Annotated in this window: 11 protein-coding genes; 6 read left to right on the forward strand and 5 right to left on the reverse strand. The window is 70.5% G+C overall.

The genetic code is table 11. From position 1 onward, the window contains the following. Nucleotides 1–236 precede the first annotated feature (236 nt). The 3 genes from AV521_RS15725 to AV521_RS15735 all read right to left on the reverse strand — a co-directional run bounded on the left by AV521_RS15725 (nt 237) and on the right by AV521_RS15735 (nt 3,061). A complete protein-coding gene (locus tag AV521_RS15725) occupies nt 237–1,115 on the reverse strand; it encodes an acyl-CoA thioesterase II (RefSeq protein ID WP_076088737.1) in 879 nt (292 codons plus the stop codon). A 35-nt stretch (nt 1,116–1,150) separates the two neighbouring features. After that, entirely contained in the window at nt 1,151–2,308 is a 1,158-nt protein-coding gene (locus tag AV521_RS15730; RefSeq protein ID WP_059415810.1) for an acyl-CoA dehydrogenase family protein, read from the reverse strand. 141 nt (nt 2,309–2,449) lie between these two features. After that, nucleotides 2,450–3,061, reverse strand: coding sequence for a TetR/AcrR family transcriptional regulator (locus tag AV521_RS15735; protein WP_076088739.1), 612 nt, complete (start codon nt 3,059–3,061; stop codon nt 2,450–2,452). A gap of 107 nt (nt 3,062–3,168) precedes the next feature. Here AV521_RS15735 and AV521_RS15740 point away from each other — a divergent pair, with 107 nt between their 5' ends. From AV521_RS15740 to AV521_RS15760, 5 genes are all read left to right on the forward strand, one after another. Further along, nucleotides 3,169–4,785, forward strand: coding sequence for a carboxyl transferase domain-containing protein (locus AV521_RS15740; RefSeq protein WP_076088741.1), 1,617 nt, complete (start codon nt 3,169–3,171; stop codon nt 4,783–4,785). 11 nt (nt 4,786–4,796) lie between these two features. Beyond that, a complete protein-coding gene (locus tag AV521_RS15745) occupies nt 4,797–6,722 on the forward strand; it encodes a biotin carboxylase N-terminal domain-containing protein (protein ID WP_076088743.1) in 1,926 nt (641 codons plus the stop codon). A gap of 17 nt (nt 6,723–6,739) precedes the next feature. Next, nucleotides 6,740–7,663 carry a hydroxymethylglutaryl-CoA lyase gene (locus tag AV521_RS15750; RefSeq protein ID WP_179023153.1) on the forward strand — a complete coding sequence of 308 codons (924 nt, stop codon included), beginning with the start codon at nt 6,740–6,742 and terminating at the stop codon, nt 7,661–7,663. A gap of 5 nt (nt 7,664–7,668) precedes the next feature. After that, nucleotides 7,669–8,829: an acyl-CoA dehydrogenase family protein gene (locus tag AV521_RS15755; protein ID WP_076089183.1), complete on the forward strand. Its 1,161-nt coding sequence runs from the start codon at nt 7,669–7,671 to the stop codon at nt 8,827–8,829. A 142-nt stretch (nt 8,830–8,971) separates the two neighbouring features. Beyond that, entirely contained in the window at nt 8,972–9,346 is a 375-nt protein-coding gene (locus AV521_RS15760) for a hypothetical protein (RefSeq protein WP_143658614.1), read from the forward strand. 501 nt (nt 9,347–9,847) lie between these two features. Here AV521_RS15760 and AV521_RS15765 read toward each other — a convergent pair. Beyond that, nucleotides 9,848–10,165, reverse strand: a complete 318-nt coding sequence (locus tag AV521_RS15765; protein ID WP_076088749.1) for a biliverdin-producing heme oxygenase — start codon at nt 10,163–10,165, stop codon at nt 9,848–9,850. Next, the gene (locus AV521_RS15770) at nt 10,162–11,346 is read right to left on the reverse strand and encodes a polyprenyl synthetase family protein (protein ID WP_256725565.1); all 1,185 of its coding nucleotides are present in this window, start codon (nt 11,344–11,346) and stop codon (nt 10,162–10,164) included. The genes AV521_RS15765 and AV521_RS15770 overlap by 4 nt, the downstream gene beginning before the upstream one ends. A gap of 246 nt (nt 11,347–11,592) precedes the next feature. Between AV521_RS15770 and AV521_RS15775 the strand changes: the two genes are divergently transcribed. Continuing rightward, complete coding sequence (locus tag AV521_RS15775; protein WP_076088753.1) at nt 11,593–12,639, forward strand: ABC transporter substrate-binding protein; 1,047 nt, start codon at nt 11,593–11,595, stop codon at nt 12,637–12,639. The last annotated feature ends 3 nt before the right edge of the window (nt 12,640–12,642 follow it).

Genomic DNA, 12,642 nt, shown 5'->3' on the forward strand with positions numbered 1-12,642 from the left:
CATCCCGAGCGGCTTCATGGGGGGAGGCGCGGGATGGATGGCCGGCGCCGTGCTCACAGATGGGGGAAGGGCACGGCGCGCTCTTGAGGTGTCACCGCAGAAGGTTGGTCACACGTCCGTCGCCGCCGACGTCTGCCGTTCCGGGTACCCGGAAACTCGTCGGCCGGTTACGCCATGTGCTGCGGCTTTCACTCTTAGAGATTAGTGCCCCACCTGTGGCTCGGCATCTCGGCGGCTCAGGCACGCGGAACGCGGACCACACCCTCCTGGATGACGGTGATCGCGAGCTGCCCGTCCTGGGTGTAGATCCGGGCCTGGCCGAGGCCGCGGCCGCCGTGCGCGGACGGGGACTCCTGGTCGTACAGCAGCCACTCGTCGGCGCGGAAGGGCCGGTGGAACCACATCGCGTGGTCCAGGGAGGCCCCCACGACATCCCCCACGGCCCAGCCGCCGCGGCCGTGCGCGAGCAGGATGGAGTCGAGGAGGGTCATGTCGGAGACATAGGTGGCGAGGACGACATGCAGCAACGGCTCGTCAGAAGCACGGTCCAGCTTGCCGTTGGTGCGGAACCAGACCTGTGAGTGCGGCTCGCGCGGCTCGCCGAACTGCCCGTACGGCGGCTCCTCCACGTACCTCAGGTCGATCGCCTCGCGAGCCTCCAGGAACTTCTCGACGACCTCGGGGGCGAGGTGGTCGTAGCCGCGCAGGCGTTCCTGCGAGGTGGGGAGGGTCTCCGGGTCGGGCGAGTGGGGCATGGGTGCCTGGTGTTCCAGGCCCTCCTCGTACGTCTGGAAGGACGCCGAGAGATGGAAGATCGGCTTGCCGTGCTGGACGGCGACCACGCGGCGGGTGGTGAAGGAACGGCCGTCACGGATGCGGTCCACGGTGTAGACGATCGGCGCGCCGGGGTCGCCGGGGCGCAGGAAGTAGGCGTGCAGGGAGTGGGCGGGCCGGTCGGCGGGGACCGTCCGCCCGGCGGCGACCAGCGCCTGCGCGGCGACCTGCCCGCCGAAGACCCGGGGGACGACGGCGGAGCGGGACCGGCCGCGGAAGATGTTCTCCTCGATCTGCTCCAGGTCGAGCAGATCGAGGAGATCCTGAAGTGCCTGGCTCATGGCGTCAGTTGTACCGGCCAGTGATTGCGGGGGCCTTACAGACCCATGTCCTTGGCGATGATCGACTTCATGATCTCGCTGGTGCCGCCGTAGATGCGGTTGACGCGGTTGTCCGCGTAGAGGCGGGCGATCGGGTACTCGTTCATGTACCCGTAGCCGCCGTGCAGTTGCAGGCAGCGGTCGATGACGCGGTGGGCGACCTCGGTGCAGAACAGCTTCGCGGAGGCGGCCTCGGCCGGGGTCAGCTCACCGGCGTCCAGGGCCTCCGTCGCGCGGTCGGCGACGGCCTCGGCGGCGTCTACCTCGGCCTGGCAGGCGGCCAGCTCGAACTTGGTGTTCTGGAAGTGCGCGACCGGCTTGCCGAAGACGGTGCGCTCCTGGACGTACTGCTTGGCGAAGCGCACGGCGGCCTTGGCCTGCGCGTAGGCGCCGAAGGCGATGCCCCAGCGCTCGGAGGCGAGGTTGTGGCCGAGGTAGTAGAAGCCCTTGTTCTCCTCGCCGAGGAGGTCCTCGACGGGCACCTTGACGTCGACGAAGGCCAGCTCGGCGGTGTCGGAGGTCTTCAGGCCGAGCTTGTCGAGCTTGCGGCCGACGGAGTAGCCCTCGGACTTGGTGTCCACGGCGAACAGGGAGATGCCGTGGCGGCGGTCCTCGGCGGTCGGCGCGGCGGTGCGGGCGCACACGATCACACGGTCGGCGTGGACACCGCCGGTGATGAAGGTCTTGGCGCCGTTGAGGACGTAGTGCGTACCGTCCTCGGAGAGCTTGGCGGTGGACTTCATGCCCGCGAGGTCGGAGCCGGTGCCCGGCTCGGTCATCGCGATGGCCCACATCTCCTCGCCGGTGACGAACTTCGGCAGGTACCGCTTCTTCTGCTCGTCCGTGGCCAGCATCTTGATGTACGGCAGGGCGAGCAGCACGTGCACACCGGAGCCGCCGAACTGGACGCCGGCGCGGGCGGTCTCCTCGTAGAGGACGGCCTCGAACTTGTGGCTGTCCAGGCCCGCGCCGCCGAACTCCTCGGGGACGTTGATACCGAAGATGCCCAGCTCACCGAGCTTGTAGTAGAAGTCGCGCGGCGCCTGGCCGGCTGCGAACCACTCGTCGTAGACCGGGACGACCTCGGCCTCGATGAAGGCGCGCAGGGTCTCCCGGAACGCCTCGTGATCCTCGTTGAACACCGTACGGCGCACGCCGCCCACCTCCAGGTACCTGTCTAAGCGCTTGCTCAGACTCGAAGATACCGGCGAGTACGGCAGCCGTCCAGGGTGAGCTTGCCCACCCGGGCCCCCGGGTGGACAGCGAGCGTCAGCCGCGCCGACGGGAGGCGGAGATCACTCCCCTTCCACCGACGACTCCCCCGCCGCCTCGAACGCCCCGCACGCCATCCGGTGCAGCAGCGCCGCCATGGCCCCCCGGCCGGGCAGCGTGCCCGCACGGCCGAGGTGCGGGGTGGAGTTCAGCAGGCCGAACACGGAGTGGACGGCGGAGCGGGCGGAGGGCTCGGTCAGCGCCGGGTACACCTCGCGGACCACCTCGACCCACAGCTCCACGTACTGCCGCTGAAGCTGGCGCACCAGCTTGCGGTCGCTGTCGCGCAGGCGGTCCAGCTCACGGTCGTGCAGAGTGATCAGGGGACGGTCGTCCAGGGCGAAGTCGATGTGGCCCTCGATCAGGGAGTCCAGGATCCGGCTCGCGGGCACCCCGTCGGCCTCCGCCAGGCGCCGCTTCGCCCCCGTCAGCAGCTGGCCGCTGATGCCGACCAGCAGCTCGGCGAGCATCGCGTCCTTGCCCGGGAAGTGCCGGTAGAGACCTGGGCCGCTGATCCCCACCGCGGCACCTATCTCGTCGACACCGACGCCGTGGAAGCCACGCTCGGCGAAGAGCCGGGCGGCCTCCTTCAGGATCTGCTCGCGGCGGGTCGGGGCGTCGGTTCTGGTGACCATGCAGGCAATTCTAGACAGCGAGGTTAGCGGTCGTTAACCTGAAGGAAATGGTTAACGCTCATTAACAGCGGATCGCAGGTTCGATCACCGGGTGAGGGGACCGCAGAATGCAGGAGGCACCGGAGCTGACGGGCGCGGCTGATCCCGCGTCCCAGGCCTGGCGGGCCAATGAACAGGCGCATCTCGCGCTGGTCGAGGAACTGCGCGGCAAGCTGGCCGCGGCGGCCCTCGGCGGTGGCGAGAGGGCACGGGCCCGGCACACCGCGCGAGGCAAGCTGCTGCCGAGGGACAGGGTGGACACACTGCTCGATCCCGGATCGCCGTTCCTTGAGCTGGCCCCCCTCGCGGCCGACGGGATGTACGACGGGCAGGCCCCGGCCGCCGGGGTGATCGCCGGGATCGGGCGGGTCAGCGGCCGTGAGTGCGTGATCGTCGCCAATGACGCCACGGTCAAGGGCGGCACGTACTACCCGATGACCGTGAAGAAGCACCTGCGCGCGCAGGAGGTGGCTCTCGACAACCGGCTGCCCTGCGTCTATCTCGTGGACTCCGGTGGCGCCTTCCTGCCGATGCAGGACGAGGTCTTCCCCGACCGGGACCACTTCGGGCGGATCTTCTACAACCAGGCCCGGATGTCCGGGGCCGGCATCCCGCAGATCGCGGCCGTGCTCGGGTCCTGCACCGCGGGCGGGGCGTACGTCCCGGCGATGAGCGACGAGGCCGTGATCGTCCGCGATCAGGGGACGATCTTCCTCGGCGGTCCGCCCCTGGTGAAGGCCGCCACCGGAGAGGTCGTGACGGCGGAGGAGCTGGGCGGCGGCGAGGTCCACTCGCGCGTGTCCGGTGTCACCGACCATCTCGCCGAGGACGACGCGCACGCGCTCAGGATCGTGCGGAACATCGTCGCCACCCTCCCGGCCCGGCAACCCCTCCCCTGGGAGGTCGCGCCGGTCACGGAACCCAAGGCCGACCCGTACGGGTTGTACGGCGCCGTCCCGGTCGACTCCCGTACCCCCTACGACGTCCGCGAGATCATCGCGCGCGTGGTCGACGGCTCGCGGTTCGCCGAGTTCAAGAGCGAGTTCGGGCAGACGCTCGTCACCGGCTTCGCCCGGATCCACGGCCACCCGGTCGGGATCGTCGCCAACAACGGCATCCTGTTCTCCGAGTCGGCCCAGAAGGGCGCCCACTTCATCGAGCTGTGCGACCAGCGCGGGATCCCGCTGGTGTTCCTGCAGAACATCTCGGGATTCATGGTCGGCAAGGACTACGAGGCGGGCGGCATCGCCAAGCACGGCGCCAAGATGGTGACAGCGGTGGCCTGCACGCGCGTGCCGAAGCTGACGGTGGTGGTCGGCGGCTCGTACGGCGCGGGCAACTACTCGATGTGCGGCCGGGCCTACTCCCCCCGCTTCCTGTGGATGTGGCCCAACGCCAAGATCTCCGTCATGGGCGGCGAGCAGGCCGCGTCCGTCCTCGCGACCGTCAAGCGGGACCAGCTGGAGGCACGCGGCGAGGAGTGGCCCGCCGAGGACGAGGAGGCCTTCAAGGCCCCGATCCGCGCGCAGTACGAACGCCAGGGCAACGCCTACTACGCCACGGCCCGGCTCTGGGACGACGGCGTGATCGACCCGCTGGAGACCCGTCAGGTGCTGGGACTCGCCCTGACGGCCTGTGCCAACGCGCCGCTGGGAGACCCCCAGTTCGGCGTCTTCCGGATGTGAGGAGGGGAACCGTGTTCGACACAGTGCTGGTCGCCAACCGGGGCGAGATCGCCGTACGTGTCATCCGTACGCTCCGCTCGCTGGGCGTGCGCTCGGTGGCGGTCTTCTCCGACGCCGACGCGGACGCGCGGCACGTCCGGGAGGCCGACACGGCGGTACGGATCGGTCCGGCGCCGGCCGCCGAGAGCTATCTGTCGGTGGAGCGGCTGCTGCAGGCCGCCGCCCGCACCGGCGCGCAGGCGGTCCACCCCGGATACGGCTTCCTCGCCGAGAACGCGGGCTTCGCGCGCGCCTGCGAGGAGGCGGGGCTGGCCTTCATCGGTCCGTCCGCGGACGCGATCGCGCTCATGGGCGACAAGATCCGCGCCAAGGAGACGGTGAAGGCGGCCGGAGTCCCGGTGGTCCCCGGCGGACGCGACCCCGAACTGGCCCAGGCAGCCCACGAGCTGGGGGCGCCCGTGCTGCTGAAGCCGTCCGCCGGCGGCGGTGGCAAGGGCATGCGGCTGGTGCGGGACCTGACGGTCCTGGAGGAGGAGATCGCGGCCGCCCGCCGCGAGGCCCGCGCCTCCTTCGGTGACGACACGCTGCTGGTGGAGCGATGGATCGACCGGCCCAGGCACATCGAGATCCAGGTGCTGGCCGACGGCCACGGCAACGTCGTCCACCTCGGCGAGCGCGAGTGCTCGCTGCAGCGACGCCACCAGAAGATCATCGAGGAGGCGCCGAGTGTGCTCCTGGACGAGCGGACCCGGGCCTCGATGGGCGAGGCGGCGGTGCAGGCGGCCCGCTCGTGCGGGTACCGGGGCGCGGGCACGGTGGAGTTCATCGTGCCGGGCAACGACCCCACCCACTACTACTTCATGGAGATGAACACCCGCCTCCAGGTGGAGCACCCGGTCACCGAACTCGTCACCGGACTCGACCTGGTGGAGTGGCAGGTGCGGGTGGCGGCCGGGGAGAGGCTGGGCTTCACACAGGACGACGTACGACTGACCGGGCATGCGGTGGAGGCGCGGATCTGCGCGGAAGACCCCTCACGCGGCTTCCTGCCCTCCGGCGGCACGGTCCTTCTCCTGAACGAGCCGCAGGGCGACGGCGTCCGCACCGACTCCGGGCTCAGCGAGGGCACCGAGGTCGGCAGCCTCTACGACCCGATGCTGTCCAAGGTGATCGCCTACGGCCCCGACCGCGAGACGGCGTTGCGGGGGCTCCGGGCGGCACTCGCGCAGACGGTCACGCTGGGCGTGCAGACCAACGCGGGCTTTCTGCGCCGGCTGCTGGCCCACCCGGCCGTCGTACAGGGGGACTTGGACACCGGTCTGGTCGAGCGGGTCGTGGACGAGCTGGTCTCGACGGACGTGCCCGAGGAGGTCTACGAGGCGGCGGCGGCCGTACGGGCGAAGGCGCTGGAGCCCCGCGCGGACGGCTGGGTCGACCCCTTCGCGGTGCCGAGCGGCTGGCGGCTCGGCGGCACCCCGAAGCCGCCCGCCTTCCACCTGCGGGTGCAGGACCCGGTGACGTACACCCCGCGCGGCACCGCGACGGTCGCCGAGGACACGGTCTCCGTCACCCTCGACGGCGTCCGCCACGCCTTCCACCGGGCCGGTGACTGGATCGGCCGGGACGGCGACGCCTGGCAGGTGCGGGACCACGATCCGGTGGCCGCGTCCCTCGGCAGGGCCGCCCACGCGGGCGCCGACTCCCTCACCGCGCCCATGCCCGGCACGGTCACCGTGGTCAAGGTGGCCGTCGGCGACGAGGTGGCCGCCGGGCAGAGCCTGCTGGTGGTGGAGGCCATGAAGATGGAGCACGTCATCTCCGCCCCGCACGCCGGCACGGTCGCCGAGCTGGACGTGACCCCGGGCACGACGGTCGCCATGGACCAGGTGCTCGCCGTGATCGCACCGCATGACGAGGAAGGGGTGGTGGCGGAGTGACTGTCAACGGTCTCCCCATGGTCGTACCGGCCGCCGATCTGCCCGCGCGGGTGCGGATCCACGAGGTCGGCGCGCGCGACGGGCTGCAGAACGAGAAGTCGGCCGTACCGACCGAGATCAAGGCGGAGTTCATCCGCCGGCTCGCCGACGCGGGCCTGACCACCATCGAGGCCACGAGCTTCGTGCACCCCAAGTGGGTGCCCCAACTGGCCGACGCCGAGGAGCTGTTCCCGAGGGTCAAGGGCCTTCCGGGGGTCGCGCTCCCGGTGCTGGTGCCCAACCAGCGCGGCCTGGACCGGGCGCTGGCGCTCGGCGCCGACCGGGTCGCCGTCTTCGCCAGCGCCACGGAGTCCTTCGCGAAGGCCAACCTCAACCGCACGGTGGACGAGTCACTGGCCGTGTTCGAGCCGGTGGTCCGGCAGGCGAAGGCCGCGGGCGCGCACGTACGCGGCTATGTGTCCATGTGCTTCGGCGACCCCTGGGAGGGAGCGGTCCCGCTCCACCAGGTGGCCCGTGTCTGCACGGCGCTGAGGGACATGGGCTGCGACGAGCTGAGCCTCGGCGACACCATCGGGGTCGCGACCCCGGGCCATGTGCTCGAACTGCTCGCGCTGCTGAACGAGGAGCGCGTGCCGACGAACATGATCGGCGTCCACTTCCACGACACCTACGGCCAGGCGCTCGCGAACACCTACGCGGCCCTGGAGCACGGCGTGACCACCATCGACGCCTCGGCCGGAGGCCTCGGCGGCTGCCCGTACGCCAAGTCCGCCACCGGCAACCTCGCCACCGAGGACCTCGTCTGGATGCTGCACGGCCTCGGCATCGAGACCGGGGTCGACCTCGGCCGTCTGACCGCCACCAGCGTGTGGATGGCCGCCCATCTGGACCGGCCCAGCCCGTCCCGTACCGTCCGCGCTCTCTCCCACAAGGACCAGTGATCAGCATGGACCACCGTCTCAGCCCCGAGCTGGAGGAACTCCGCCGTACGGTGGAGGAGTTCGCGCACGATGTCGTGGCGCCGAAGATCGGCGACTTCTACGAGCGGCACGAGTTCCCGTACGAGATCGTCCGCGAGATGGGCCGTATGGGCCTGTTCGGGCTGCCGTTCCCGGAGGAGTACGGCGGCATGGGCGGCGACTATCTGGCGCTCGGCATCGCCCTGGAGGAGCTGGCCCGGGTGGACTCCTCCGTGGCCATCACACTGGAGGCGGGCGTCTCCCTGGGCGCCATGCCCCTGCACCTCTTCGGCACCGAGGAGCAGAAGCGCGAGTGGCTCCCCCGCCTCTGCACGGGCGAGATCCTGGGCGCGTTCGGCCTGACGGAGCCGGACGGCGGCAGCGACGCCGGTGCCACGCGTACGACGGCCCGCCTGGACCCGGACACGAACGAATGGGTGATCAACGGCACGAAGTGCTTCATCACCAACTCGGGCACGGACATCACGGGTCTGGTGACCGTCACCGCCGTCACCGGCCGCAAGCCGGACGGCAAGCCGCGGATCTCGGCGATCATCGTCCCGTCCGGCACCCCTGGCTTCACGGTCGCCGCGCCGTACTCGAAGGTGGGCTGGAACGCCTCCGACACCCGCGAGCTGTCGTTCGCCGACGTCCGGGTCCCCGCCGCCAATCTGCTCGGTGAGGAGGGCCGGGGCTACGCCCAGTTCCTGCGCATCCTCGACGAGGGCCGCATCGCCATCGCGGCTCTCGCGACGGGCCTGGCACAGGGGTGTGTCGACGAATCGGTGAAGTACGCGAAGGAGCGCCACGCGTTCGGCCGCCCCATCGGCGCCAACCAGGCCATCCAGTTCAAGATCGCCGACATGGAGATGAAGGCGCACACGGCCCGCCTGGCCTGGCGCGACGCGGCGAGCCGCCTGGTGGCCGGCGAACCCTTCAAGAAGGAGGCAGCCCTGGCCAAGCTGTACTCCTCCACCGTCGCCGTGGACAACGCCCGCGACGCCACCCAGGTCCACGGTGGCTACGGCTTCATGAACGAGTATCCGGTGGCCCGCATGTGGCGCGACTCCAAGATCCTGGAGATCGGCGAGGGCACGAGCGAGGTCCAGCGGATGCTGATCGCACGGGAGTTGGGGCTGGTGAGCTAGTCATTGTTCGGCGAATCAGGTGGTTCTCCCGGGGCAGGGCATTGCGTGACGGGCGAGCGGAACGTTGGTCAGCGCGTCCGTCATCTGCCTGGAGGTAACCGTGAAAGCCGCGAAGTATGCGACCGGATTGACGCTGGGACTGATGGTGACCGTCACACTGGTCACCCCGGCCGCTTCCGCCGCGCCGCACTCCGGTGGGGCCGACCGCATCGCCCTCACCAACTCCGACAACGGCCGCACCGTGGCCCGGTCGGTCGGTGACGACACCGGGATCCGGCTGACGGCCTCCCGCGAGCGGGGCTTGACATACACGTGGAGCATGCCGAGCACCCGCGACGCCCACGTCCTGACCCGGACCGTCAGCGGCACTACAGCTGCCGGTGACGCGTACGCGGTCCTGCACGCGGAAAGCCCGGGTACCGGCACCATCACCGCGGTGCGGCAGTGCCGCCCCGACCCCGGGCACAAGTGCCCCCTCGCCATCGCACCGTGGAAGGTCACCATCAAGGTGAGCTGAGGAGCTGAGACGCCGCGCGGCGTCGGTCTTCAGGACATGCTGGTGCCTTAGGACGTGCCGATGCCTCGAAGGCCGACGCCGCGCATCACCCTCTGCCGCTCCCCTCGCTCCTGCCCTGGGCCCCGGTCGGCGGATGGAGCGGATCATCACCGCGAGGACCGGCGAAGCAGCCGACGTCGTCGGCGCAGGACTGGGCGGCGAGCTGAGACGCCGGGCAGACGATAGCGGATCCACCGCCCGGCTCGACCTCCACCAGGTGGCGACTGGAGCGGCTCACTCGGTTGAGTGCCCGGAGCGCAGACACGCCTTCTCCTCGCCATGCGCGTTGGCGGCCACATCGAGATGGCCCGATGCCGTCTTGAGCGTTGTCGAGAACGTCGAAGCAGACACATGCCCTGCTGGGACGTACGTTGGAGCCCCCTCCCGCCACGTCTTGCTCGACACGACGGGAAGGGCGTTCGAAAGGTGCGGCCCTGACCCTGCGGTCGCCATGGGGGTGCGTCAGCCGGACGTCCGCGCCGGCACCAGGGCGAGGACCGGGGAGACGCCGCGGGCCGCGAAATGGCGCAGATCGCGCTCGATCAGCGGGACCTTCCGCAGGTCTTCCGCCGTCCAGAGCCCGGCGACGGCCGGTTCGGTGGTGTGGGAGAGCTCCGTTTCCAGGGTGCGCAACACGACCCGGTAGGCGGCCAGTTGGGCCACATAGCGGTCGAGCGGGAGGCTTCCGGCGAGCAGCGCGGTGGCGAAGGCGGTGGTCTCCAGGGCGTCGTGCCGGGCCCGGGTGCCGGTGCGGAGGCGGCCTGTGGCCGTCGCTGTCATACGCCGCCCCGCTGCCGGAGGGTGTCGTGGAGCCGGTCGACGAGGTGGCCCTTGCGTTCGATGGTGATGTCGAAGTAGGCCGCACTCTCCGCCGTGCGGCACACCCGGTGCACGGCCTCCTTCGCGGCGCGCTTGTGTTCCACCGCCTCGGCCGCGAGGGCGAGCAGCGTCCGGTCGAGGTCCGGGTGGCCGAGGACGTGGCTGCGCAGCCGTTCGCCGGACGGGGTGCGGCGGATGTCGGGCGGTACGGAGTCGAGGAGTTCCAGCAGGACGCGGTTGCTCAGCGCGTCGAGGTCCTCGTGGGTGTTGGCGCCACCGAGTTCCGGCACGAAGTCGGTGACGTCGTTGAACAGCTGGCTGGCGAGCCCGAGTTGACGCATCGCCTCGTCCAGGGTGGCGCGCTCTTCGGTGACGACGCGGAGGGCGGCCAGCGCCGCGTCGAGCGGCATCCGGAACAGCGTGCCCGTCTTGAGCGCGGTCATCGACTCCCAGAAGCCGATCCGCTCCGCGTAGGGGGCGTCGGTCAGTTCGCCGCGGGTGCGGTCCGAGCGGGTCGCGAGGTCGACGGCCTGCCCGGTGAATCCGTTCGCCACCGCCGCGAGCAGGCACTCCACGACGGCCGGGTCGGCCGCGTGCGCCAGTGCGGCCGTGATCAGCCAGGAGCCGGTGTTGAGGGCGAGCGGGACACCGTGGGTGAGGTGCAGCGCGGGTTCGCCGTAGCGGACGGTGCTGCCGTCCTGGATGTCGTCGAGCGCGACCGCGGCCTTCAGCAGGACCCGCACGGCGACGGCGGCCCGCCGGACGGCGGCAAGGTCACCGCCGCCGCCGTCGCCGTCGCCGTCGCCGTCAGAGACCTTGGGTGCGTCGGAGATGTCGTGGAAGCCCCGGTAGTTGCGGTACGCCCAGTACACCATCGAGGGCCGCAGCGGGGCCCCGCCCCCGGGCGCTCCGGGGTGCGGTCGCAGCGCCTCCTGCCCCGCCTTGGAGCCGAGGGCGTCGGCGACCGGCAGATGCAGCGCGCGGTCGAGCGCCGCGGCGTAGGCCGAGCCGTGTCGCGGAGCGCCGGGCGGCCGGCCCGTCAGCGATCCGAGGAACCGGGCCAGATCCTCCTCCAGCAACGCGGCGTCCGCACGGACGACATCCTCCACCGCGCTCACGTCTCCACCCACTGCCGCGGTCACTCCTTCTTCGTACTCGGCCGCCATCGGACAGCCGTCAGCGCGCGGACCAACATAACCGCGCGTGATCGCAACAACCAGGCAGGAAAAGGGAGGTGAGCGTCGGATGCGCGGCGAATGGCCGATTCCGCTCCCATGGCTCCGGACGCCCGGGACCACCCCCGACCCTGGACATCAGGTGAGGTTAGGCTAACCTACCTTCGAACCTGTCCGGCGGGCGCTCCGCCCCGTTCGAAAGCAGTCATACCCATGTCCCAAGCCCGTGCCACCCACCTCACTCGCCGCGGCCTTCTCGTCGCGGGCGGCGCCGTCGGTCTCGGTGCCACGCTCGCGGCCTGCGGGGACGACAAGGGCAAAGACAGTGGCGCGGGCAGCGGGACGAAGGCCGCCAAGTCCGGCCCCTGGTCCTTCAAGGACGACCGCGGCACGACCGTGAAGCTCGACAAGGTCCCGGCGGACATCGTCGCCTTCACCGGTGTCGGCGCGGCCCTCTTCGACTACGGCGTCCAGGTCAAGGGCGTCTTCGGACCGACGAAGACCAGCGCGGGCAAGCCCGATGTCCAGGCCGGTGACATGGACCTCAGCAAGGTGACGATCCTCGGCAACACCTGGGGCCAGTTCAACATCGAGAAGTACGCGTCCCTCGCGCCGGACGTGCTGATCACCACGATGTTCGACAACGCCGGGACGCTCTGGTACGTCCCCGAGGAGTCGAAGAAGAAGATCGCGCAGCTCGCGCCCAGCGTCGGCATCTCCGCCTACGACCGTCAGCTCACCCAGCCGCTGCAGCGGGTGTGGGACCTCGCGGAGTCGCTCGGCGCCGACATGAAGGCCGCCAAGGTGACGGACGCGAAGAAGCGCTTCGAGGCCGCGGCCGCCCGGCTGCGCGCCGCCGCCAAGGCCAAGCCGGACATCAAGGTGATGGCCGGCAGCGCGAGCGACCAGCTCTTCTACGTCTCCGGCACCCGTCTCTCCGTCGACCTGGAGTACTTCAAGGCCCTCGGGGTGAACTTCGTGGAGCCGCCGGAGAGCGCGAAGAAGCAGGGCGGCGGCTGGTTCGAGTCGCTGAGCTGGGAGAACGTCGACAAGTACCAGGCCGACATCATCATGATGGACGACCGCTCCTCGGCGATCCAGCCCGCCGGCATCTCCAAGCCGACCTGGAAGAAGCTGCCCGCGGTGAAGGCCGGTCAGGTCATCTCCCGCTCCCCCGAGCCGATCCTGTCGTACGACAAGTGCGTGCCACTGCTGACGAGTCTGGCCGAGGCCCTGGAGAAGGCCAAGAAGTTCAGCTGACCC

Origin of the sequence: Streptomyces sp. IMTB 2501, from assembly GCF_001953885.1 — a bacterium.
Taxonomy (GTDB): Bacteria; Actinomycetota; Actinomycetes; order Streptomycetales; family Streptomycetaceae; genus Streptomyces.